General features: G+C 56.7%; 18 protein-coding genes, 1 tRNA gene and 1 pseudogene. 8 read left to right on the forward strand and 12 right to left on the reverse strand.

The features are described 5' to 3' along the window. Positions 1–3: 3 nt before the first annotated feature. Genes ACOERD_RS29450 through mraZ form a run of 4 tightly spaced genes read right to left on the reverse strand, consistent with a single transcriptional unit; the run spans position 4 to position 3,653 of the window. Positions 4–1,791: a peptidoglycan D,D-transpeptidase FtsI family protein gene (locus tag ACOERD_RS29450; protein ID WP_419741348.1), complete on the reverse strand. Its 1,788-nt coding sequence runs from the start codon at positions 1,789–1,791 to the stop codon at positions 4–6. Next, a complete protein-coding gene (gene ftsL / locus ACOERD_RS29455) occupies positions 1,788–2,156 on the reverse strand; it encodes a cell division protein FtsL (protein ID WP_170374977.1) in 369 nt (122 codons plus the stop codon). The genes ACOERD_RS29450 and ftsL overlap by 4 nt, the downstream gene beginning before the upstream one ends. Continuing rightward, entirely contained in the window at positions 2,153–3,145 is a 993-nt protein-coding gene (rsmH, locus tag ACOERD_RS29460; RefSeq protein ID WP_419741408.1) for a 16S rRNA (cytosine(1402)-N(4))-methyltransferase RsmH, read from the reverse strand. The genes ftsL and rsmH overlap by 4 nt, the downstream gene beginning before the upstream one ends. 4 nt (positions 3,146–3,149) lie before the next feature. Then, a complete protein-coding gene (mraZ, locus tag ACOERD_RS29465; protein ID WP_170460901.1) occupies positions 3,150–3,653 on the reverse strand; it encodes a division/cell wall cluster transcriptional repressor MraZ in 504 nt (167 codons plus the stop codon). Between the two features lie 780 nt (positions 3,654–4,433). On the opposite strand from mraZ, the gene ACOERD_RS29470 reads away from it, so the two are divergent. Both ACOERD_RS29470 and ACOERD_RS29475 read left to right on the forward strand, forming a co-directional pair. After that, positions 4,434–4,781, forward strand: a complete 348-nt coding sequence (locus ACOERD_RS29470; protein WP_419741349.1) for a DUF1127 domain-containing protein — start codon at positions 4,434–4,436, stop codon at positions 4,779–4,781. A 374-nt stretch (positions 4,782–5,155) separates the two neighbouring features. After that, positions 5,156–5,446 (forward strand): DUF1330 domain-containing protein, encoded by a 291-nt coding sequence (locus ACOERD_RS29475; RefSeq protein ID WP_419741350.1) that lies wholly within the window; start codon positions 5,156–5,158, stop codon positions 5,444–5,446. Positions 5,447–5,449: 3 nt separating this feature from the next. Here ACOERD_RS29475 and ACOERD_RS29480 read toward each other — a convergent pair whose 3' ends face one another. After that, a complete protein-coding gene (locus ACOERD_RS29480; RefSeq protein WP_419741351.1) occupies positions 5,450–7,846 on the reverse strand; it encodes an ATP-dependent helicase in 2,397 nt (798 codons plus the stop codon). Between the two features lie 180 nt (positions 7,847–8,026). Between ACOERD_RS29480 and ACOERD_RS29485 the strand changes: the two genes are divergently transcribed. The 5 genes and pseudogenes from ACOERD_RS29485 (at position 8,027) to ACOERD_RS29505 (ending at position 15,419) form a co-directional block, all read left to right on the forward strand. Continuing rightward, positions 8,027–9,805: a diguanylate cyclase gene (locus tag ACOERD_RS29485; protein ID WP_419741409.1), complete on the forward strand. Its 1,779-nt coding sequence runs from the start codon at positions 8,027–8,029 to the stop codon at positions 9,803–9,805. Positions 9,806–9,844: 39 nt separating this feature from the next. Beyond that, positions 9,845–10,981 carry an alpha-hydroxy acid oxidase gene (locus tag ACOERD_RS29490; protein ID WP_419741352.1) on the forward strand — a complete coding sequence of 379 codons (1,137 nt, stop codon included), beginning with the start codon at positions 9,845–9,847 and terminating at the stop codon, positions 10,979–10,981. A 146-nt stretch (positions 10,982–11,127) separates the two neighbouring features. Next, positions 11,128–14,565 (forward strand): annotated as a pseudogene (locus ACOERD_RS29495) (pyruvate carboxylase). A 73-nt stretch (positions 14,566–14,638) separates the two neighbouring features. Then, positions 14,639–15,022, forward strand: a complete 384-nt coding sequence (locus ACOERD_RS29500) for an MAPEG family protein (RefSeq protein ID WP_170468037.1) — start codon at positions 14,639–14,641, stop codon at positions 15,020–15,022. Positions 15,023–15,343: 321 nt separating this feature from the next. Further along, positions 15,344–15,419, forward strand: a tRNA-Thr gene (locus ACOERD_RS29505). A gap of 525 nt (positions 15,420–15,944) precedes the next feature. Here ACOERD_RS29505 and istB read toward each other — a convergent pair. The 7 genes from istB to ACOERD_RS29540 all read right to left on the reverse strand — a co-directional run bounded on the left by istB (position 15,945) and on the right by ACOERD_RS29540 (position 23,854). Beyond that, a complete protein-coding gene (gene istB, locus ACOERD_RS29510; protein WP_419737606.1) occupies positions 15,945–16,676 on the reverse strand; it encodes an IS21-like element helper ATPase IstB in 732 nt (243 codons plus the stop codon). Continuing rightward, positions 16,663–18,165: an IS21 family transposase gene (istA, locus tag ACOERD_RS29515; RefSeq protein WP_419741353.1), complete on the reverse strand. Its 1,503-nt coding sequence runs from the start codon at positions 18,163–18,165 to the stop codon at positions 16,663–16,665. The genes istB and istA overlap by 14 nt, the downstream gene beginning before the upstream one ends. A 1-nt stretch (position 18,166) precedes the next feature. Continuing rightward, positions 18,167–19,873, reverse strand: a complete 1,707-nt coding sequence (tnpC, locus tag ACOERD_RS29520) for an IS66 family transposase (protein WP_419737621.1) — start codon at positions 19,871–19,873, stop codon at positions 18,167–18,169. Between the two features lie 55 nt (positions 19,874–19,928). Then, positions 19,929–20,282, reverse strand: coding sequence for an IS66 family insertion sequence element accessory protein TnpB (gene tnpB / locus ACOERD_RS29525; protein WP_419737608.1), 354 nt, complete (start codon positions 20,280–20,282; stop codon positions 19,929–19,931). After that, positions 20,279–20,689 (reverse strand): IS66-like element accessory protein TnpA, encoded by a 411-nt coding sequence (tnpA, locus tag ACOERD_RS29530; protein WP_419737609.1) that lies wholly within the window; start codon positions 20,687–20,689, stop codon positions 20,279–20,281. The genes tnpB and tnpA overlap by 4 nt, the downstream gene beginning before the upstream one ends. A gap of 284 nt (positions 20,690–20,973) precedes the next feature. After that, positions 20,974–22,590: a hypothetical protein gene (locus ACOERD_RS29535; RefSeq protein ID WP_419741354.1), complete on the reverse strand. Its 1,617-nt coding sequence runs from the start codon at positions 22,588–22,590 to the stop codon at positions 20,974–20,976. A gap of 43 nt (positions 22,591–22,633) precedes the next feature. Further along, positions 22,634–23,854, reverse strand: a complete 1,221-nt coding sequence (locus ACOERD_RS29540; RefSeq protein ID WP_419741355.1) for an APC family permease — start codon at positions 23,852–23,854, stop codon at positions 22,634–22,636. Positions 23,855–24,292: 438 nt separating this feature from the next. On the opposite strand from ACOERD_RS29540, the gene ACOERD_RS29545 reads away from it, so the two are divergent. Beyond that, on the forward strand, positions 24,293–24,448 hold the full coding sequence (locus tag ACOERD_RS29545; protein WP_419741356.1) for a hypothetical protein: 156 nt from the start codon (positions 24,293–24,295) through the stop codon (positions 24,446–24,448). Positions 24,449–24,595: the final 147 nt, after the last annotated feature.

The raw sequence follows: 24,595 nt of genomic DNA on the forward strand, positions 1-24,595 counted from the left end.
ACCTTAATTCGAGGTCAGGGTTATAGCAGCGCTCGCCTCAGGCTCAAGCCGGGGTCGCAGGCCCAAAAGCGGCGCGACACGGCCGATCAACTCAGCCGCAACGGGCACCGCAGTCCAACCTGCAGTGCGGCGTTTTTCGCCATAGGCCAGAATGGAGGGTTCATCCAAAGTGACGATCAGCACATATTTCGGATCGTAAGCCGGGAAGATGGTGGCGAAGGTGGCGATCACCTTGTCATCATAATAGCCGCCACGCGGTTTGGGCTTATCGGCGGTACCGGTCTTGCCCGCCACATCATAACCTTTGACCTCAGCAAAGCTCGCCGTGCCGTCCGTCACCACTTTGCGCAGCATCTTCTGCGCCTGACGCGCGGTGTTCTCCGACATCACCCGTGGGCCGTATTGAGGGCCATTGCGGCGCAGGATCGTTGGGCTGACATAGTGCCCGCCATTGGCAATCGCCGCATACCCTGACGCCAGATGCATCGGGCTGGTCGACAGACCGTGGCCGTAAGAGATGGTGACCGTGCTCAACTCACCCCATTTCTTGGGCTTGAGGGGCGCACCGCCTGCCGCTTCGACGATCTCGAACGGGGTGGGTTCGAACATGCCCAGCGTTTCCAGAAAGCTCTGCTGGCGTTTTGAACCGATCTGCAAAGCCAGCCGTCCAGTTCCGCGGTTCGAACTGTGAACGATCACATCCGCCACGCTGATCTTGCCATAGTTCTTGCCGTTGAACTCACCAATTGGGAAACGGCCAATCTTCATCGGACCGGAGGTGTCGATGATGGTATCGGAGTTCACCAATCCAAGCTGAACCGCCTGAGCGGCGGTGAAGATTTTGAAAACCGATCCAAGCTCATACACACCCTGCACGTAACGATTGAACAGAGGGCTATCTGACGGATCAAATCCCGAGGTTGGCGGGCGCGGACGGTCATTGGGGTCAAACGAAGGCAGAGACGCGGCCGAAATCACCTCGCCCGTATGCGCATTCATCAGAACCGCTGAGGCCCCCTTGGCGTTCATGATCTTCATCCCGCCATACAGCACCTGCTCGACCGCTGCCTGAATGGTCAGGTCGAGCGACAGTTGCAGCGGCTTGCTGCCGTTGGCCGGGTCGCGCAGATAGTCGTCGAACTTCTTCTCGACCCCGGCAACACCGATCACTTCGGCAGCACTCACGCCTTCGCGGCCAAAACCCGAACCGCCAAGAATATGCGCCGCCAGCTTCCCATTCGGGTAGAGGCGCATTTCGCGTGGCCCGAACAGGATGCCCGGATCGCCGATGTCATGCACCGCCTGCTTCTGCTCGGGCGAGATGCGTTTCTTAATCCACAGGAACTTGCGTTTACCGGTGAAGTCCTTGACCAGACGATCTTTGTCGAGATCGGGGAAAATCGCGACCAGCTGATCTGCCGCCGCAATCGGGTCAATCATCAAAGGCGGTTGGGCGTATACTGAGTAGGTATCCAGATTGGTCGCTAGTATGCGCCCTTCGCGATCAACGATATTGGCGCGCTGCATTGCAATCGAAGCACCGGGCGCACTGGCCAACGGCTCTTGCGCCTCTGACGTGGCCAGCATACCCATGCGGACGCCCACAACCGAAAAGGCGCAAAAGAAGAACAGGCCCAAAACTAATAGTCGCCCCTCGGCACGAGCACGGGCGCGGTCTTTCATCTTTTCATGGCGTTGGCGGATATTCTCGCGCTCGATGACCTTTGGGTTTTCACCCTTCGCGCGGGCATCCAGAACGCGGGCCAGAGGGCGGAGGGGAGTGCGGGTCATGGAATCTGCACCTCACCCAAGGCCTGAATATCGGTGATCGCCTGCAGCTCGATCGGGTCAACAACCGGCAGGTCGGGGTCCTCGGCATAAGCGATCTGGTCCGCACGTCCGAATTGCTCAGCCCGCAAGGGCAACAGGCCCATGCGTTCGAAATTCAAATCGGCCAGCTCACGCAGGCGATCCGGGCGATTCAGATAGGCCCATTCGGCGTTCAGAACCGCCAGCCTAACCTGCGCCACGCCGATCTCACCCTGAAGGGCCTGCATTTCTTTCACAACTTGCTGGGTCCGGTAGTTCTCCTGATAGGCCCACAAGGCCAATCCGAACACGGACAGAGCGGTCAACACATACAGAATACTCTTCATCTTGCCCTTCCCCCAAGTTGCGGCATCCCGATGGCGCGGGCGTCAATCTCCCCAGCCGGAGCCTCGGTACGGATCGCGACACGCAGCTTGGCTGATCGCGAACGCGGGTTTTCCTGCAATTCCTGCTCGTCTGGCCCGACGGCCTTGCGGGTCTTAAGCGTAAACTGCGGCAGTTCCTGTTCCATCTCGGGCGCGTACCGGTTGGCACGACCCGTCTTACCAGCCCGAGACTGGAAGAACCGTTTAACCATCCGGTCTTCGATGGAGTGGAAGGTCACAACGGCCAATTGCCCGCCGGGCTTCAAAGCCCGCTCGGCAGCCATAAGACCTTGAAACAGCTCATCATATTCGGCGTTCACTGCAATCCGCAGGCCCTGAAAACTGCGCGTCGCCGGGTGCGATTGCCCCGGCTTGGGACGCGGCAGGCAGGATTCGATGATCTCGGCCAGTCGCAAGGTCGTGGTGATCGAATCCTCGGCGCGGGCTTTGACGATGGCCTTGGCGATACGCCGACTTGCACGCTCCTCACCGTAGTGGAACAGGATGTCGGCCAATTGCGCCTCGGTCGCCGTGTTGACCAGATCGGCGGCGCTTTCACCCTCCTGGCTCATGCGCATGTCGAGCGGGCCGTCTTTCATGAAAGAAAAGCCGCGCTCGGCCAGATCCAGCTGCATGGACGAAACCCCAAGGTCCAGCACTACACCGTCGAGATCCTGGGCATACTCATCCAAGCGCGAGAACACTCCGGGCTGCATTACTAGCCGGTCGCCATAGTCACCCGCCCAGTCCGCGGCCATCTCAAACGCAAGAGGATCGCGATCCACGCCAATCACTTTCTCAGCCCCGGCCTCAAGCAAACCCCTAGTATAGCCGCCTGCGCCGAAGGTGCCGTCCAGCCAAGTGCCCTCCACCGGAGACACCGCTGCTAGCAAAGGGCGCAGCAGGACTGGAATATGTGGGTTAGAAGATGAGGAGACCGCGCAGGACATGCCGTTACGCGTCCCCAACGCCATCGAGATAGACCATCGGGTCGAAATCATCCGGCAGATCGTCCATCCATTCCTCGGCCTTGGCGAGTTCCTCGACCTCATAGGTCTCGGGCTTCCAGATCTGGAAGGTGTCACCGGCGGCTATGAAGAACGCCTCATTCTCTAGGTCGATCTTATTGCGCAGCTTGGCCGGCAAAACCAGACGCCCGGTTTCATCTACATTGGTGGGAAAGGACTGACCATGGAACATACGCTGAAGCATCTTGCGCTCCATCGAGCCACGCGGCAGAGCGTCGATCTTATCGTCGACCTCATCAATCGCCTGCATGGTATAGCATTCAAGGTATTTGCGGCGGTGGTCGCCATAGACAATCACAAGCTCAGGATTGTCACCGGGCTGCCAATTGGGATCAGACGATTCAAGCACACGGCGAAACGAGGCCGGGATCGAGACCCTGCCCTTCGTGTCCACCTTATGGTGGCTTTCACCTCTAAACCTGCGCGCCAAGACGACTGTCCCTTTCGCTTGCGCCCCACTTGAATTTCACGTTCCCCCGGATGAAAAACGGCGAGTTGATCTGCTGCCACTGATCAACCCGCCGCATTGGCCCGCTTTGCGGGATGTCCAGCTGCACGCGCCACCTGGGGGGGATGTCTGCTCGCCCGCGCGCCGGATCTCTTGAGTGATGAAAGCGAGATGCCTGTATGAAACCTGATTATTTTTGGTTGGGGTCGTTTGCTGCCCCTGCTGCCTCGTCCTCATCGGATGCATTAGGGATGACATGGGAATTCATGGAAATCAATAGGAATTTTTGGGCACCGTCTAGTACGGGCTATGAAAACAAGGCGGATTTTGAGCCAATTTCAGAACCAACACACCTCATATCGACATCTAAAGTCATTCGATCGCTAGATATGGTGACCCCAAGAACCTCCCGCGATCACCCATGATTTCCCAAAAAAATTTCGAATTCTCGGAATAAATGCCGACTGAGACCCGTCAGCAACGCAGAAATCAAAGAATCACACAGAAGGAAACCGCGTGGAATGTGGCCGCTTTGATCTTCTCCCACGAATTCCCAAGCCAAGATCCAAGATCGCTTGCTCGTGATCGAGTTGAAACAAAGCGTCCATTAAACGCACAAACTTTCGCAGCTGCGCTCAAACTCCGGGCAAGTCGAATGGTGAGAAGGAAACTTTGCTCGACCAAGACTTAGCGCCCAAGGTCCCGCAAACCCCAAAAAATCATGGGTGATTTCAAACCGAGACTGACAAGGCTCTGATATCCATGCATTTGCTGCATAGCAGCATTGACGTTGCGGGCTATTGTGCAATCGCAGCATTCACTTATTTTCATCCTCAAGCAAACGCTGGCACCGGTCAGCAAGACAAGAATGAACGGAATAACAAGATGGCAATGGCAACAAACACACCGGCACTTAAAGGCACTCACTTTGGCGGTATCACCACCATGATCGAGGCCGCAAAGACACGTTTTGCCCGCTACCGCCTGTACCGCCAGACGGTAAGTGAGCTGTCCGCGCTGTCGAACCGCGAGCTGGCCGATCTCGGCCTGAGCCGAGCAATGATCCGCGGCCTGGCCCGTCAGGCCGCTGACGACTTCACCGCGCGTTAAGCGCACAGGAATACTCGAGATCAGACCCTTCCTCCTCCCTTTAGGGTCTGTAATTAGCGGCGGCGTCTCTTCTCCTCCCTGACGTCGCCGCACCAAATACCGGCCCTGCGACGCCGGACCTAGACACACCGGGCTCTCCTCCTCCCTGCTCGGTGTTGAAAGCGCGCGGTGACGTCTTCCTCCTCCCTGACGTCGCCGCGTCTTCCTCATACCGGGCTCAAACCCGGGTTCAGATACATCGGGGCTCTCCTCCTCCCTGCCCTGATGTAGAAAAGAACGGCGGTTTCCCTTCCTCCTCCCTGGGAAACCGCCGTTTTTGCTTTTTGGGCAAACGGAATAAGATCGGCGCAGTTACGATTATTCAGGAGTGCGTCATGGCCGCCTATTTCATCGCCCAGATTTCCATTCAGGACCCGGACGGGTATCAGAAATATCTTGAAGGTTTCATGCCAATCTTTGACCGGCACGGCGGGCGCCTGCTGACCATTTCGTCAAAACCCGTCGAGATCGTCGAAGGCAATTGGGCCGGAGAAGGCATCGTGCTGATGGAGTTCCCAGACATGGCCGCAGCCCGGGCGTGGAAAGACGCCCCGGACTATGTCGAATTGGCCAAGATCAGACGCAAGACAGCAACGGTCAACCTGGTGCTAGTCGAAGGTCTCTAGCGCTCAGAACGGAACGTCGTCCTTCGCGGTCAGGAAACGGGAAACAACCTTTTTCACGCCCGCTTTGTCGAAATCGACTTCGACCTTATCCCCTTCGATGCCGGTAACCGCGCCGTAGCCGAATTTCTGATGAAACACCCGCTCACCCAAGGTGAAGCTGGCAATTGCCGTGGCATCAATCACCGTATTCCGACTTTCCTTCGGCTGGGAAATTCCATACTGGCCCTGCCGCGCCTGCATCCGCTTCCAGCCCGGAGAGTTGTATACATTCGCCTCGGCCGCGCGGGTTTCGATCGTCGCAGCTGGTTGCCCACCACCATAAAGCCCCGGAGGCGTCAGAACCTCCACATGATCCTCGGGCAATTCGTCGATGAACCGCGACGGCATCGCGTTCTGCCATTGCCCGAACACCCGTCGATTGGCTGCGAAAGAAATCGTGCAGACCTCCTCAGCGCGGGTAATGCCCACATATGCGAGACGCCGTTCTTCCTCGAGGCCCTTGAGGCCCGACTCATCCATGGAGCGTTGCGAGGGGAACAAACCGTCCTCCCACCCGGGCAGGAACACGGCAGGAAACTCCAACCCCTTTGCCGCGTGGAGGGTCATGATTGAGACCTTCGCCCCGTCGCCCTCTTGTTCATTGTCCATCACCAGACTGACATGTTCCAAAAACCCTTGCAGATTCTCGAAATTGTCCAGCTGGTTCACCAGTTCCTTGAGATTTTCCAACCGGCCCGGCGCTTCCGGCGTCTTGTCGTTTTGCCAATGCCCGGTATAGCCGGATTCGTCCAAGATGATCTGCGCCAGCTCGATATGCGTGTGCTCCGGCTCACCATAGCGAATGGGCGAAACCCCATCGTCAATGACCGAGTCGTCATCGACCTCGATCCGAGGCCCCCGCGTCAGCGCATTCCACCGCGCCAATCCGTCGATCAATTCGCGCAGAGCCTTGCCGCCCTTGCCCTTTATCAACTGGTTCTCAACCGCAATCCGCGCCCCTTCGACCAGAGATACCCCGTTCTCACGCGCCACAACCTGAATCGTCTGCTGCGCCTTGTCACCAAGACCGCGTTTTGGTGTGTTCACAATCCGCTCAAACGCCAGATCGTCCTCAGGGCTGACCACCAACCGGAAATAGGCCATGGCATCGCGAATCTCCATCCGCTCGTAGAACCGAGGGCCGCCAATCACCTTGTAAGGCAGACCAATCGTCAGAAACCGATCCTCAAACGCGCGCATCTGGTGTGAGGCGCGAACCAGTATGGCGATCTGGTCGAGGTTCATCGGACGCACACCTCGCGTGCCGCCCTGCATCGCGTCGATCTCTTCCCCGATCCAGCGCGCTTCTTCCTCACCATCCCAATGGCCGATCAGACGGACCTTCTCGCCGTCCTCGGCATCGGTCCAAAGTTCTTTGCCCAGACGGCCTTCATTGCCGCGGATTACATTGGAAGCCGCGGCCAGAATATGCGGGGTCGAGCGGTAATTCTGCTCCAATCGCACCACGAAGGCGCCGGGAAAGTCCTTTTCGAACCGCAGGATGTTGCCCACCTCGGCGCCGCGCCAGCCATAGATCGACTGATCGTCATCGCCCACGCAACAGATGTTCTTGTGCCCTCCGGCCAGCAGACGCAGCCAGAGGTACTGGGCGACGTTGGTGTCCTGATACTCATCCACGAGAATGTAGCGGAACCAGCGCTGGTATTGCTCCAGCACGTCCTGATGGGTTTGGAAAATCGTGACCATGTGCAGCAGCAGGTCACCGAAATCCACCGCATTCAACTCGCGCAGGCGGGTCTGGTACTGAGCATATAGCTCCACACCCTTGTTGTTATAGGCCCCGGCATCCGCGACCGGCACTTTGTCAGGCGTCAAAGCGCGATTCTTCCAGCCGTCGATAATTCCGGCCAGCATCCGCGCAGGCCAGCGCTTGTCATCTATGTTGGCAGCCCGCACCAGTTGCTTGAGCAAACGCAACTGATCATCACTGTCCAAAATGGTGAAATTCGACTTCAGTTCGACAAGCTCAGCGTGGCGACGCAGCAGCTTGACACAAATCGCGTGGAAGGTACCCAACCATGGCATCCCTTCGGCGGGCTGACCAAGAAGACGGCCCACCCGCTCTTTCATCTCCCGCGCAGCCTTGTTGGTGAAGGTCACGGCTAGAATCTCGTTCGGACGCGCCTTGGCAGTGGTCAGAAGATGCGCAATCCGTGTGGTCAGAGCTTTGGTCTTACCTGTTCCCGCGCCCGCAAGCATCAGCACCGGACCGTCCAGCTGCTCAACCGCTTCGCGCTGCGCTGGATTGAGGCCGTCCAGATAGGGCGTAGGTCGCGCGGCCATGGCGCGCGCCGATAGCGATGCGCCCTCAAAGGCGTCCATTTCATCAAAACTGCTCATATCGGCAAACTACGCTGGATGGGCCAAAAGGAAAAGGGTTTGTTCACGGCTTGTTCGCGCGAATTTTCCCTCGGGGTCATACAAATCTTAATCATTTTCGCGCCCCCACATGCAACGAAGTTAATACTCTGTCAAAACCTCTTGCCGATGCTGCTCCGCACTTTGTGGGAGAATGTGGGCATGGAACAGACGGCAAAAGCACGCCTTATTGGCAAGCTAAAGGTCTTTGTCAGCACGGCAGTGCTGGTCGCTCTGACAGCTTTGGCTGGTTGGGGGATATATACTCTGCCCGCACCTCTTGTAGACCGCATGCTGGAATCGGATCTGCGCCATCACGCCGTACGCTTGGAAAAGAAAGTGGAAAGCCAGCTTTTTGACGTCAAGACCAGCTTCGAACGGCATATCCTCAGCCAACATGATGAGGTTTTTCTGAGCTTGCTGCCCGAAACCTCGGATATCTACCGCTTCAAGCTGTTCGATTCCTCGGGTGAGGTGTTCTGGTCGACCCGCGATGGTGATGTCGGTTCGGTGATTACCAAACCTTATTTCACGGACGTGGTGGCCATGGGCAACCTGTTCTACAAGCATGAGGAAAAGCCCATTGCCGAGGTGGATTCGCTGAACGCCAACCAGTTGGAGAATCTGGACAGCAACACCCGCCACGTCGCCGAAATTTATACGCCTGTGATTCAAAGCGGAAAATTCCTCGGCGCGATTGAGTTCTATTCCGACATCACGGATGTGAGGAACCTGTTCATTGATCGGGTTCGCATGTCGCTGATCGCGATCAGTGCGGTGGTCCTGCTGGCCTTGTCGGCGGTGATCCTGATCGTACATCGTAACAATCGCAGGCAATTGGGCGTGCTGCGCGTGCGTGCGGAGAAAGAACGAGAGTTGATGGACGACCAACTGCGTCTCGCGCGCGAGGTCCGGTTGCTGGGTGAATTGAATGAATGGCTGCAATCCAGCCGCTCGCTGGACGAGTTGTTCGACATGGTCTCACGTTTCATGACGCATATACTGCCCGAGGCTGAAGGCAGCGTTTATGTCTATTCCAACTCGCGCGATGTTCTGGACGGGTGCGCCAGTTGGAACGGTGGCACCCACAAGGCGCATATCCACCCCGAGGGCTGCTGGGGCTTGCGCCGTGGACGGACCTATGAATTCGGTGCCTCCGAGATTGATTTTGTCTGCGAGCATGCCGAACCACATGACGGTCGGGCTTATTTCTGCTTTCCGATACTCGCGCATGGCGAAACGGTCGGCTTGCTACATCTGCGTGCCCATGAGGGGAAATGCGAGGCCTTTCGCGCCAGCAAGAAACTGGCGCAGCTCTGCGCGGAACAGATAAGCATGGCGATTGCCAATGTCCGGATGCGTGATCAATTGCATGACCAATCAGTGCGCGATCCTCTGACAGGATTGTTCAACCGACGCCACATGACCGACAGCCTCCGCCGGGGAATCAGCCGCAGCCAGCAGACCGGAGCACCGCTCAGCCTGATTGCAGTCGATGTGGACCATTTCAAGAAATTCAACGACACACATGGGCATGACGCGGGTGATATGGTTCTGCGCGCTGTGGGCGCCGCCTTGGAACAGGGCTGCGACCGCGATGAGATCGCCTGCCGCATCGGTGGCGAGGAATTCATGCTTATTCTCCCCGACAACACGCCGGATGATGCGGTGACACGGGCTGAAACCCTGCGCCAAGCGGTCGAGGCGGTGTCGGTCAGATATGGCGACAAGTCACTGCCTCGGATCACGATCTCGGTTGGAGTCGCGCATTACCCTGCACATGGGACGATGCCGCAAGACTTGATGCGAGCGGCCGATGATGCCCTCTATTCAGCCAAGGATAACGGCCGAAATCAAGTGCGCGTTGCAAGTGGGCATGCCGACTCGGCGGCTGAACGTCCGGGGCCAAAATCGCTCAAACATAAGCCTGACGCGGCGTGATCCCCTTGCCGAATCACAGTGTAGGTCGGATCAAACGCCATGGACCTGCACAGCACCTATCCCGGCATTGCCGACCTGAAACGACGCGCCCGACGACGGCTTCCGCATTTTTTTTGGGAGTATACCGAAAGCGGAACAGGGACCGAAACGGCCATGCTTCGAAACCGAACGGCACTGGACTCGGTACGGCTACTCCCCGCGATTCTAAAAGGTGAACTGGAATACGACACCAGCACGCGTTTCCTGGGGCAGGAGTGCCCACTTCCCTTCGGAACCGCGCCGATCGGCATGTCGGGTCTGATCTGGCCGGACGCAGAAGGCATCTTGGCGCGTGCGGCTGCGCAGGCCTCTTTGCCTTACACATTGTCAACGGTGGCCAGCCAATCCCCGGAGGATCTGGCCTCTCATCTGGGTGAAAACGCCTGGTTCCAGCTTTACCCGCCTAGGGATCCCGAGATTCGAGCAGATTTTCTGGCCCGCGCCCGACAGGCAGGATTTAAAACTTTAGTCCTGACAGCAGATGTTCCTGTCGCGTCCCGCAGAGAGCGTCAGACACGCTCAGGGCTGACCCATCCGCCAAGGCTGACGCCGAGATTGCTGGCCCAAGTCGCGCGGCGCCCCGCTTGGGCTTTTGGGATGCTGCGACAGGGCATGCCCAAAATGCGCACGTTGGACAAGTACATCGACAACACAAAATCGATGCCGCTCACGGCCCATGTCGGATACTTGCTGCGCACGTCACCGGACATGGAATACGTCAAACGGTTGCGAGATCAGTGGGATGGGCCCTTCGTAATCAAGGGAATCATGCGCCCCGACGATGTCGAAATGCTTGAACAAGCCGGGGTGGACGCGCTTTGGGTCTCAAACCACGGAGGGCGTCAATTTGACGGTGCCCCTGCCAGCATCGAAGTTCTACCGGAGATTCGCAGTGTTACCAGCCTGCCTCTGATCTTCGACAGCGGCATCGAAGGCGGGTTGGACATCCTTCGCGCTTTGTCCAAAGGGGCCGATTTCGTCATGCTTGGACGGGCCTTTTTGTATGGGCTGGCAGCACTTGGCCCCAAGGGACCAGCGCATGTGATTGACCTGTTAAGGCAAGATATGCTCGCAAATATGGGACAGATGGGCCTTGCCGACCTTACCCAAATCAAGACGATTCATCACAAAGATTGATGCTGCGACGCAGCAACGCTACAAGAAACGCGCGAACAATGGCCGTTTGCGAGCGTTAACATGCCGGTTATACCCAGAACCACTGATACACCTGCGCGTATTCTCCGCCTATGAACACGGCCGAAACACCAAGACCGGGACCCAAAATGACCGATTTCAAGAAGATCCTGATCGCCAATCGCGGCGAGATTGCCATTCGCGTGATGCGCGCAGCCAACGAGATGGGGAAACGCACCGTTGCGGTCTTTGCCGAAGAAGACAAGTTAGGCCTGCACCGCTTCAAGGCGGACGAAGCTTATCGCATTGGCGAAGGTCTTGGCCCCGTCGCGGCATATCTGTCGATTGACGAGATCATCCGCGTCGCCAAGGAATCGGGTGCCGACGCGATCCACCCCGGCTACGGCCTGCTGTCCGAGAACCCGGACTTCGTGGATGCCTGTGTTCAGAACGGCATCACGTTCATCGGCCCTAAGGCCGAAACCATGCGCGCCCTGGGCGACAAGGCCAGTGCCCGAAAGGTTGCCATTGCCGCTGACGTGCCGGTTATCCCCGCCACCGAAGTTCTGGGCGATGACATGGCCGCGATCAAGAAAGAGGCGGCCGAGATCGGCTACCCTTTGATGTTAAAGGCCAGCTGGGGCGGCGGTGGACGCGGCATGCGCCCGATCCTGTCCGAGGATGAGCTGGAAGAGAAAGTTCTGGAAGGCCGCCGCGAAGCCGAGGCCGCATTCGGCAACGGTGAGGGCTATCTGGAAAAGATGATCACCCGTGCCCGTCACGTCGAGGTTCAGATCCTTGGTGACAAGCATGGTGAGATCTACCACTTGTATGAACGAGACTGCTCGGTCCAGCGCCGGAACCAGAAGGTCGTTGAACGCGCCCCTGCCCCCTATCTGACCGAAGAACAACGCGCCGAGATTTGTGAACTGGGCCGCCGCATCTGCGCCCATGTGAACTATGAATGCGCCGGCACTGTCGAATTCCTGATGGATATGAACACCGGCAAGTTCTACTTCATCGAGGTGAACCCCCGCGTTCAGGTGGAGCACACCGTCACCGAAGAGGTCACCGGTATCGACATCGTGCAAGCTCAGATCCTGATCGCAGAGGGCAAGACGCTGGCCGAGGCCACTGGCAAAGCGAACCAAGATGAGATCCGCCTGAACGGCCACGCTCTGCAGACCCGTGTGACCACCGAAGACCCGCTGAACAACTTCATCCCGGACTATGGCCGCATCACCGCCTATCGCTCGGCCACAGGTATGGGCATCCGTTTGGATGGCGGCACTGCCTATGCGGGCGGCGTAATCACGCGCTACTATGACTCGCTGCTGACTAAGGTCACCGCTTGGGCACCAACCCCTGAAAAGGCGATTGCCCGGATGGACCGTGCCCTGCGTGAATTCCGCGTGCGCGGTGTATCGACCAACATTGCTTTCGTGGAAAACCTGTTGAAGCACCCGACCTTCCTGTCGAATGAATATACAACCAAGTTCATCGATGAGACGCCGGACCTGTTCGCCTTTAAAAAGCGCCGTGACCGGGGCACCAAGGTTTTGACCTATATCGCGGACATCACAGTCAACGGCCATCCAGAGACCAAGGATCGCCCCGAGCCGCGCGCCGATCTGAAAGAAGCCAAGGCTCCTGCCCAGAAAGCCGAACCCCAGATGGGCACGCGCAACCTGCTTGAGCAAAAGGGCCCGCAGGCCGTGGCCGACTGGATGAAAGCCCAGCGCCAGCTACTGATCACAGACACCACGATGCGCGATGGTCACCAGTCGTTGCTGGCGACACGGATGCGCTCGATCGATATGATCAAGGTCGCGCCCAGCTATGCCGCGAACCTGCCGCAGCTGTTCTCGGTGGAATGCTGGGGCGGCGCGACGTTCGACGTGGCCTATCGCTTCCTGCAGGAATGCCCGTGGCAGCGCCTGCGCGACCTGCGCGAGGGGATGCCGAACCTGATGACGCAGATGCTGCTTCGCGGCGCTAACGGTGTTGGCTATACCAACTACCCAGACAATGTGGTGCAAGAGTTCGTGCGTCAGGCCTCGCAAGGGATTGATGTGTTCCGCGTGTTCGACTCTCTCAACTGGGTTGAAAACATGCGCGTGGCCATGGATGCGGTCGTTGAAAGCGGCAAGATCTGTGAAGGCACCGTTTGCTATACTGGCGACATTCTGGACCCGGATCGCTCGAAATACGACCTGAAGTACTATGTCGGCATGGCGAAAGAGCTGCGCGATGCAGGGGCGCATATTCTTGGCCTGAAAGACATGGCAGGTCTATTGAAACCAGCCTCGGCCAAGATCCTGATCCGCGCTCTGAAGGAAGAGGTCGGTCTGCCGATCCACTTCCACACGCATGACACCGCAGGCATCGCCAGCGCCACCATTTTGGCGGCGTCTGAGGCCGGCGTCGACGCGGTAGATTGCGCAATGGACAGCTTCTCAGGCAACACGTCTCAGGCCACGCTGGGCACTGTGGTCGAAGCGCTGCGCCATACTGAGCGGGATACCGGCCTGGACATCAAGTCGATCCGTGAGATCAGCGATTACTTCGAGGCTGTGCGTGGCCAGTACGCGGCCTTTGAATCCAGCCTGCAGGCTCCGGCCTCTGAGGTGTATCTGCACGAGATGCCCGGCGGCCAGTTTACCAACCTCAAGGCGCAAGCGCGTTCCCTGGGGCTGGAAGAGCGCTGGCACGAGGTCGCGCAAACCTATGCTGACGTGAACCAGATGTTCGGTGACATCGTGAAGGTGACGCCGTCGTCCAAGGTTGTCGGTGACATGGCGCTGATGATGGTCAGCCAGGGCCTGACACGAGAGGAAGTGGAAAGCCCTGCAACCGATGTGGCCTTCCCCGACTCGGTCGTGGATATGATGCGCGGCAATCTGGGCTAGCCTCCCGGTGGCTTCCCGCCTGCGATCCTGCAAAAGGTTCTCAAGGACGAGGCCCCCAATACCGAGCGTCCGGGCCAGAACGTACCCGCCGTCGATCTCGAGGCCACCCGCGCCGACCTGTCCAAGCAGCTGGACGGCAAAGAGGTCGATGACGAGGATCTGAACGGCTACCTGATGTATCCGAAGGTGTTCCTCGACTACATGGGCCGTCACCGCACCTATGGTCCCGTGCGCACCCTGCCGACCCGCACCTTCTTCTACGGTATGGAGCCGGGCGAAGAGATCACGGCTGAGATCGATCCGGGCAAGACGCTGGAAATCCGCTGTCAGGCCATCGGTGAGACCGACGAGAAAGGCGAGGTCAAAGTGTTCTTCGAACTCAACGGCCAGCCCCGGGTCATTCGGGTACCCAACCGCCTTGTGACGGCCACCACACAGGCCCGCCCGAAGGCCGAGGTCGGCAATGCCAACCATATCGGCGCGCCGATGCCAGGTGTTGTGGCGACCGTTGCTGTCACCGCAGGCCAAGAGGTCAAGGAAGGCGATCTGCTGCTGACCATTGAGGCGATGAAGATGGAAACCGGCATCCACGCCGAACGCGACGCCGTGGTCTCTGCCATCCATGTCCAGCCCGGCGGCCAAATTGACGCAAAGGACCTGCTGGTCGAACTGGAATAACCAGTTTAGTTTTCAAAGGCACAAGGGCCGCTCGGGGAACCGGGCGGCCTTTTTCACACTCAGGAGGAACATGATGCTGTCCATCACCCCAGTTTACGCCTCGTTGCTGGCGATCCTTTACATTGTGCTGAGCTTCATGGTCATCAGCCAGCGCCGCAGTGACAAGGTCTCTTATGGCGATGGTGGCAAGCCGGACATGCTTAAGGTTATACGGACGCATTCCAATTTCATCGAATACACGCCCTTTGCACTGCTGCTGATCACCATGGTCGAGCTTCAGGGCGCCGGGGCGCTGATGCTGAACCTGTTGGGGCTCTGTCTGTTAAGCGGCCGCCTATTGCACGCCTACGGCTTTGGCCGCAGCCCGCAGATCGTGATTCTGCGTCAGATCGGGATGGTCCTGACCTTCACTGCTATCCTCGTTGCGGCAATTGCGAACCTCGTGTTGGCGCTTTGAGCCAAGCATCCGTATTCTTGGCGAGCGCCCATATTTTTCGACCCGATGCGATCAAGCTACGACGGAAGGATGCCAACGGTTCCATTGGCTGCCTCCAGTTAAAATCGGAGTGTATGAACAACGTTGCAAACTGAGTAAATTAGCGGGTTGCGGGCCAAAAAATTTTGCCATATACGCCTGCTCATCCAGTTGGCCGTTGCCCAGGGAACATAGACCAAAATGTTCAAGGTGACGCTCTAACTTTTAAAACTTAGCCTTTCGTGGCTTGATCTGAACGAGAAAAAGATCTGGCTCTACACCAAAGGACCGAGTTGAAAAAGTGCCCCTATAGCTCAGCTGGTAGAGCAACTGATTTGTAATCAGTAGGTCCGCGGTTCGAGTCCGTGTGGGGGCACCACTTTCATGCAAAAACAGTACGTTGCCCTGCTCAAATGGTCGGCTCACACCAATCTTTGGGAACAAAGGTCAAGAGCACTTGGTGACAACAAAGCTTTGCGCGTTCGAAAAATCTGAAAACTCTGTGCGCTGTGTGAACAACATTGCTGAACGCAAAATCGAAAGCCGCCATAGTCGATACTGTAGCGAGTTAGCGTTCATGGTGTGTTTCGAACGCGAGATCGGTTTCTCCTCCCTGAGATAGGGGCGCGCTTTGTTTCCAGCGCGCCCCGTCTTTTTTGGCACGATGTCACGCTTACCGACCCAACTCTGGCTTGCGTAGAAGCCGCGCTGTCAATCGGCATTGAATAATGACCCCCCATCGGCGTCCAAATTTGACCCCCCTTGGAGCTAAGAGGGGCGTTGAGGGGGTCGTGTTTAGGTTGATTCAGGAGGGGGTGGACAGCAGGTCAAACCGAAAAGAGAGCGTAGCTCGACTGAAGGTTTGACCTGCTGTCTGTTTTGAATTTATTCCCCGATTTCGAGGTTAGTCGCGGTGGTTAATTCGCCAGCTTTCGTTCCCGGTTTCGATGATATCGCAATGGTGTGTCAGTCGATCCAGGAGAGCAGTGGTCATTTTGGCATCTGTGAACACACTCGGCCATTCAGCAAATGCGAGGTTGGTTGTTAGCAGAATAGACGTTCGCTCGTACAGTTTGCTGATGAGATGGAAGAGTAATCGTCCACCAGACTCTGCGAACGGCAGATAACCGAGTTCGTCTATAATCACGAGGTCGACGCGGATCAGCTGCTCGCTGAGCCGCCCGGCGTTGCCTTCGCGATGTTCAGCCTCCAGCTTGTTCGCGAGATCCACAGCGCTGAAGAACCTGACCCGCCGGCGGTTATTGACCGCGTGGCCCCCGATCGCTGTTGCGAGATGCGTTTTGCCCGATCCGGTTCCACCGACCAGCACGCCATTCCTGGCCTGGTCCATAAAATCGCCGTCATGAAGATTGCGCACGACTTCCTCGTTGACGGGGCTGACCGTGAAGTCGAACTCAGGTAAGGACTTGCAGACCGGGAACTTTGCGGCACCCATCTGATACCGGATCGAGCGCGCAGTCTTTTCGGCCAGTTCGGCCGTGAGGAGTTCGGCCACGACCTGTTGGGGCCGCCAGTTGTTTTTGGCTGCGGCCTGCATCACTTCGTCAAAGCAGTTGACGATGCCTGGCAACTTCAGTTGACGGGCAAGTTCGAGAATTTCCTTACGCAGTTGCATGGGAGCCTCCAAGCCTGTCATAGCGAGCGCAATCCGCGATCGGTGCCATTTTCAGCTGCAGGTGGGCAGGCGGCTCAATCGCCTTTGGCGGCGGGGGATTGGTGCGCCGAGAGACAATGTTCAGGATCGCATCGGCCTTGCGCAGGCCAGATTTTAGAGCTTCTTCGCAGGCAGCCTCGACCACATCAATGTCGTGCTGGTAAGCAGCGAAAAGAATATCGGCAAGTTGCCGGTCTCCGTCGGATGTGCCCCGCAGATGGGTCCAGATCTGCGTCATTGCCGGTGGTAGGTCCCAGTCACGGAACGGTGCTCCATTGCGCAGAGCGCCAGGCTTGCGCTTGAGGACGGGCACATAGTGCCAAGGGTTGAAGATCGTTTTTCCTCGGCCGAAGCACCGTTCGTGCTCTCCGACAATCTCACCGTCTTGGCGCAGGACAATCCGCGTGGCGTAGACCTGCAACTGGACCTGACGTCCAACAGCTCTTGCCTCAACGCTGTATTTGTTTCTTTCGAAGTTGATCAGGCAGGTTCGGCTCACGGCGACCGTCTTTTCACGGAACCCGACGAAGGGCTTCTGCAGATGCGTCAGCAGCGGCTTTTCCTGCTGGAACTCCTCCCAGACCGTCACCTCCAGGTTTTCCGGATGCCGCAGTTCTTTTGCGCGTTTGATCGCGTCTTTTTGCAGCCGGGCATTCAATTCATCGAAGTCGGCCACCTCCAGACGCGGTGTAAAACTATAGGCGCGGCTCTCCTTGACCAGATTCTCAACCTGACCCTTCTCCCAACCGGCCGCGCGCGTACAGGCGATCGGGTTCACCAGATGATGAGAACACATCCGGGAGAATGCCTTGTTGAACTTTCTTTCCTTGCCCGACAGGATCGCATCGACGGCGGTCGTCATGTTATCGTAGATCCCGTTGATGCAGCCTCCACCAAAGAATTTGAAGGCCTCGTCGTGGGCATCAAAGACCATCTCCTGCGTCTCGCGCGGATAGGCAATGGAGAATGGCATGCGGCTATGGCAAAGTTTGAAATGGGCAACCTTCACGGTCGTGAGTGCACCGTCCATCAAAACCGTCTCCACACTCCAGTCGAACTGGTACGCCTCCCCAGGATCAAAGATCAGCGGGATGAACGCCTGCGCCTGTTGTCGGCCGTGCGCAATGCGCCAATTCTTTGTGTAGCGTCGAACACTGTCATACCCGCCGCCAAAACCATCATCGGAGAGTTCCTTCCAGATTTTGGTCATCCGCTTGCGGTGTTTCTTCGGAAGCGCCTCGTTCTCCTCAAGCGTTTCATCCAGACGCGCGCGCCAAGGCCCGAGCACCGGGTATGGCTGCGATTTGCGCTCATATTTGAACTCCGTCACTCCCGATCGGATTATCTTTCGAACCGTTGCACGGCTCAAATTGAGCGAACGGCAAATTTCCTTGATGCTCTTTTTTTCGATCAGGTGTAAGGTAAGCGTAACGAGGCACACACATGGCATTTCAGCTTGACTTTTGAAAGTTCCATGGCAGGAGCTCGTCGATACGGCTTTGGGGGTGACCGGCTGCTATTTTTTGGAGCGTTGAGGTCAGATATGCATTGGGTTCCACGCCGTTCAACTTCGCGGTCTGTATCAGAGATGCGATACGGCCCCAACTGGCGCCGCCTTCATCATGACCCGCAAACAGTGCGTTTTTCCGCCCAAGGGCAATTGGTCTTTGGAGATTTTCGACGTTGTTGGAGTCGATCTCAACCCGGCCGTCACTGAGAAAGACCTGCAAGCCGTCCCAATGTTTGTGAATGTAGTTGAGCTTTTCACCAAGTCTGGATTTTTTAGAGACCTGCAGGCGCTGCTCCTGAAGCCAGGTGCCGAACTCGGCAACCAAGGGCGCGGTTTGTGTCTGGCGCGCAGACAGGCGCTGTTCGGGTGGAAGGCCCCGAATTTCAGTTTCAATTGCGTAAAATTCGGCAATCCGACGCAAGCCCTCTGCTGCGATCCCGGACTTGTCGCGGTCAAAGACCTCCTTCAGTTTGCGGCGAGCGTGGCTCCAACAATAGGCGGCTCGGATCGGAGAGCCCCCTTTCCGCGTTGGCCGCATCAACCGATTATACCCCTGATACCCATCCAACTGCAGAACACCGTTGAACCCCTTGAGAAACTTCTCTGCGTTTTCGCCAGCCCGACCGGGTGCATAGAAATAAACAACCCCTGGTGGTGCATCGCCCCTCCAGGATCGGTCGTCACGTGCCAACGTCCAGAAATAACCGGTTTTCGTTTTACCCTCTCCCGGATCGAGGACTGGGACCGTGGTTTCATCCATGAACAGTTTGGTCGAAGACTTCAGGTGTTCCGCCAGCCGCTCAACAACCGGCTTGAGGTGGAACGCGGCCTTTCCGACCCAGCCCGCGAGCGTGGCGCGATGAATGTCGATGCCAGAGCGCACAAGTATCTGCGATTGACGGTACAGAGGAAGGTGGTCTGCATACTTGCTGACCAACACGTGCGCGATGGCCGCTTCGGTCGGAAGTCCGCCCTCGATCAGCCACGATGGTCCCGGTGCTTGTTTCACGCCTCCAGCACATGACCGGCAGGCATATTTCGGACGGACCGTTACGATCACACGCAACTGCGCGGGCACGATGTCCAGCCGTTCACTGCGATCTTCACCAATCTTATGCATCGCGCCGCATCCGCACGGACATTCAACACTGTCAGGTTCGATCACCTGTTCGATCCGCGGCAGATCTTCAGGCAGATTGCCGATATTGCGCTCAGGCGCTTTCCTGGGCTTTGCCTTTTTCTCTTTGTCACAGGATTGAGTGGCTGCCTCGCTTGAGGCCTCCGCCTCGCTGAGCGCAACTTCAAGATCTTCGGCCCCGAGATTACGCTCGTCCTGAGTTAGTTTTTCCGATTTCTTGCCGTAAAGCGCCCGCTTCAATTCCGCAATCAGGCTTTCATAACGAAGGATCAAAGCGTTTTGCTCTGCAATCTGTTGGTCTTGACCCGTTATCTGCCGATCTTGATCCGATATTTGCTGGGCCTGATCTGCAATGTGCGCCCCCTGATCTGATATGCAGGCGCTCTGCTTGGTTGTCAGTTCCTCCAACTCGGCAACCCGACGTGCATTGTCCTCGACAAAGGCCTGAACAGCCTCTTTATGTTCGGCGGGCAGAGCATCAAGATTGAAACCATTGGAGTCGGCAGTCATACCTGCGAGCATACACAGCCCGAACTTCTAAATCCTGCCCAATCAACCGCCTGATTCACTCTGCCGCAGTTGGCCGCCGCGTCTCGACAGGTTTGACCTTCCGCCAGTCCAGACCAGAAAAAAGCGCCTCAAACTGTGCTCTGTTCAGCGTCATCACCCCATCGCGAATAGCAGGCCAGACGAAGTCTGTATCTTCCAGACGCTTATAAGCCATAACCAGACCTGACCCATCCCAAAAAACCAGCTTCAGCCGATCCGTTCGCTTCGCGCGAAATACGAACACCGTCCCGCTGAACGGGTCTTCCCGCAGAACCGACTGCACCAGAGCACATAAGCCATCATGACCCTTGCGAAAATCCACCGGCTGTGTGCTGACCAGAATGCGCAACTTCTGTGCAGGGAAAATCATTCAACAACCCCAACCGCTCGGGCAATCTCGGCAATTCGCTGTGCCGATGTATCGGTGCCCAAATTGATCGACACCCCGCGGAAAACGATCTCGACCTTTTCCGCTGGTGACGATGGCGGGCGAACCTGCGGCTGAACACTTGCCTCATCACCGTCACAAAGAACCACGGGCGCAAACTCAACATGTTCATCAGGCTCCGGAGCTGGAAGCACCAGTTTCCCATCTTTTGCCAGACAACGCCATTCCGACAATCGGTTCGCATTGACCCCGAATTTACCAGCCACAGCTTTTACCGTCGCCCCCGGCTTCAAAGTCTCGGCAACAATGTATGCCTTCGCATCATGCGACCATCGGCGACGGCCATCAACTTGATACTCAACGCCCAACGAGCGGAGGAACTCCGTCATCGACTCCATGGAGAAAATCCTTATCCCTGTTACGATAAGGAAAATCTGACAGCGCAGGGGCTAGCGCGCGAGGCAAAAAATGGGTGAGCACCTCGTTACGCTTACGGTGTAAGCGACGCACTTTTCTAATAGTTTCCACGCAAATCATCCCGCTTGCCTCTCCATCGACTGCTCAATGAAAAGGATGTCTACAACCATAGGGAGGGGTCAAATTTGGACGCCGATTTCCCCGCTTAGGGGGTCAAAATTGCACGCTTTTCTACAAAGAGGCGGAAAGTCAGTGATCATTCGCTCGTTCGGAAGCGTGAGTTTTGAACGAAAAACACTGTGACCAGTGGAACGATCACCGAGATCACGGCCACGGAGATCAGCAAGTACCCAAGTTGACTGTAGTCAGCGGTTGACGTGACCTCACCGGTTTCCGGGTTTGTGACAGCGCGCGTGACGACGTATGTCTGGTTGAGGTATTTGGTGCTTAGGCTGCTGGCCGACAGAGCCATGTTTGTGAACGATGCCATCACCGCAAAGAAGGTCGCTTTCAACTGAACAGGGGCATTGCGTGCGATCCAAGCCAACATCGGGACCATGGCGATCTGTCCAAGCGGCGACTCAACGGCTGTATCAAGAATGGCAATGAACCTTGCATCGATAACTCCGCCGGTACGCGCCGCCGTCCATTCGTGCACGCCATAGTAGAGCGCAAGGTTGGGCAGGGCGAGAACGCCCGCCGCAATCGTCAGCAACACCACCACATGCGCAATGGAGCGATTGGCCATAAATGGTCGAAGGACGACTAACCCGAACAGGGCCAGCATCGAAGTCAACAAAGCCAATATTGCCAGGAATTGCTCATCGAACCCCAGTTCATCGATTTCAAACCATGTCAGGCCTGGTCCCGGTAGCGGCACAGCGCGGAATACAAAAATGATTGTCGCTGTCCCGATTAGGGCTTTAGCTTGGGCCGGTTCCAACTCTTTCAGCAGACGCGACATGAGGTAGAGGATCACCGTCAGGGAAACCGCAAAAACGGTCTCTTGCGCAAATTCGAAATCCGCGGTTCCCAGCACGATGCTAAGCAAAACGAATGCAAGACCGCCGAGCAATATGGACCATCTGACTTCGGTGGCTTCATCCGGCGTATGTGGCGGGTGGCCGCGCTTGACAAGCTGACGCTGGATAAAGCTGTGAAGAACCACTCCACTGACGGACAACACCGGTATGGCCAGAGCTATCAGGTATACTTGGCCATAAAGCGCAAGGCGTTCGGATTTTTGCAGTTCTTCGGTCCCAGAGAATATCCAGATGTTTACAGCCGCAACCGCCGCGAACCCGGAAATGATCGAAACTCTGCCCAAGGTTTGCATCGTCGTGTGCTGAGCACGGGTTTCTTCTGGCGTAAACGGTAGGCCGCGCTGGTCAACCTTTGGGACCGCCTCAACAGTCATGGCGTCAGCGACAACATCCTGAATGGCGTAGCCGGAAGGCGCCAAGAGGAGGGCAACAACATACCAGTCTTCCAACGGCATGAACTTGGACATCTGTGCAGGCGCGGTCACGAGACCGTACATTGTGAGCAAAGACAATGTGATCAAGGATGCGCCGAACAAGATCAGCAAGGACTTCCAACGCCAAAATAAGTCCACGACATGGCCAAGTGGCATTTTGAGGATCCAAGGGAGACCGGCCCAAAATGCAAGTCCTGCAACGAAAGAGGCGGATAAATCGAGATAATCTTTTAGAAAAAAAGCGCCTACGACCGAGGTCAGGCCGGACACGCCAGCCGCGAAATAGACCATCAGTGGCGGCAAATAAGACCATTGCAGCTGCTGAGCCAGATCCACAAACGTTCTATGCCACCAGGCCGAAAGCTTTGATCCTATGGAAGTTTGGTCAGTCGTCATATGCCGTGGCAGCTCGTTGAGGCCTTTGGGTCGTTGTATCTAGTTAGAGAAATCCAGATCCGAAAAGCAATGTACTGGTGATCACCCCAAAGATTGGTACCACAAGAGGAACGCGGAAGTGTTTGGCGGCCTCGTCCGGCTTCATCTTCAGCAGGATCAGCGCGACATTGACCAGTACAAAGACACCTAGAACGATCTGAGACGTGCGCTCTGCCAGAGTACCAATCGGTATAGTTTGGGTCAGCAGAACGATGATCGCCACGACCAGTAAAGTAGCGACAACTGGTGTCTGAGTTGCTTTCGGGACAACCGCCAAAACCTTTGGCAAATGGTCACGGTCCGCCAGGCCGTAGATCACGCGCGAGGCCATGATCATCTGGATCAGTACTCCATTGACTGTCGCCACAATCGCGACTGCGGAAAAGCCTTGTTTGATCACCTCGGGTGCGTTTGAAAACACAAGCGCGAGGGGGGCTGCAGATGTCGACAGAACATCGATCGGAACAACAAGTAGAACCGTCATTGACGTTCCCAGATACAACACGGTCGCCAGAACGAGCGTAAGTAAAATCGCTTTTGGGATCGTGCGGACGGGGTCTTTGACCTCTTCCGCGACATTGGCCATGTCCTCGAAGCCAACAAATGCAAAGAAGGCGAGGAGTGATGCCGCGAAAATGCCTCTCCACGCGTCGAGTTCAAGCGGCGGAAGCATCGAACTGATCCGGTATCCCTGCGGATCCTGAACCGACATGCCCCAGCCAATCACAAATAGAAGGCCTGCGATCTCGATGATCGTAATAACAGCCGCAACGAAGACCGACTCAGTTATCCCCCAGAGCGCGATTAGACCCATGATCAAAACGACGCTGATGGTCAAAACAGGGATCGCAAAACCGGTTAAAGCGTGCAGGTATGACGCTGCGCCAATTGCAACTGCAGAGGCAGAGATAATTCCAGAAGCTGCGACCGCGAGCCCGACGAAAACCGCCATCCATCTTTTCTGGAATCCCGCCTCAACATAGGCTGCTTCACCTGCGCTGACGGGAAATCGCGTTGCGAGTTCTGCATATGAAAGCGCGGTGAGTGATACGACAAGCGCGGCTACAACGAACGAAAACGCTGCAAACGGTCCGGCAATATCTGCTGTCGCGCCGACTAAAACGTAAATACCCGCTCCGACCGTTACCCCAAGGCCATAGAGCGTGAGCAACGGGGTAGTAAGGGCTCGTCTGAGTTTCTGTTCGTTTGGATCAACAGAGTTCATAAGCGATTTTCACCAACTGCTCATTCAGAACGTCGTCAGTGGCGTCCTTCCCAGTTTTGTCCGCGATTGGCGGAGCGGCGCGATCAGATGGTCAAAGTTGCACCGAATGCCTTGTGTCTCAACGTCTGGGCGCATAGGGCGCCAATAAACTACCTGGGGGCTCGCCACCACTTCTGCCGAGCCCCCAGTGGGTGGAACTTCCACTCCTTCAGAATTCCGTTCACCTTTGTGTTTGCTTGGGGACAGACCGGTGAACGTAGAACAAGCTGAAACATTCGTATTTCACTATGTGATTCCTGTTGGTGCTTTGATCTATGTCAATCAACTCGCGGCCGCAGGTCTGCGAGGCTGAATCCCAACCAACTGTCGTTTGTCGTCAGACTTAAAGACAAAGCAAACATGTAAGGGGGTTTTGAGATTTAGGGTGGAAGGCAATTCGTGATGCTCTGGAACCTGTTACCAGCCCTGGGCGGCATCGGCCTGTTCCTTGTAGGCATGCTGTTGATGACGGACGGTTTGAAGGCTTTGGCAGGGGCGCAACTGCGAGATATTTTGGGCCGGTTCACGTCGACACTGTCAATCGGCATTGAATAATGACCCCCCATCGGCGTCCAAATTTGACCCCCCTTGGAGCTAAGAGGGGCGTTGAGGGGGTCGTGTTTAGGTTGATTCAGGAGGGGGTGGACAGCAGGTCAAACCGAAAAGAGAGCGTAGCTCGACTGAAGGTTTGACCTGCTGTCT

This window comes from Ruegeria sp. (assembly GCF_965199275.1).
GTDB lineage: Bacteria > Pseudomonadota > Alphaproteobacteria > Rhodobacterales > Rhodobacteraceae > Ruegeria.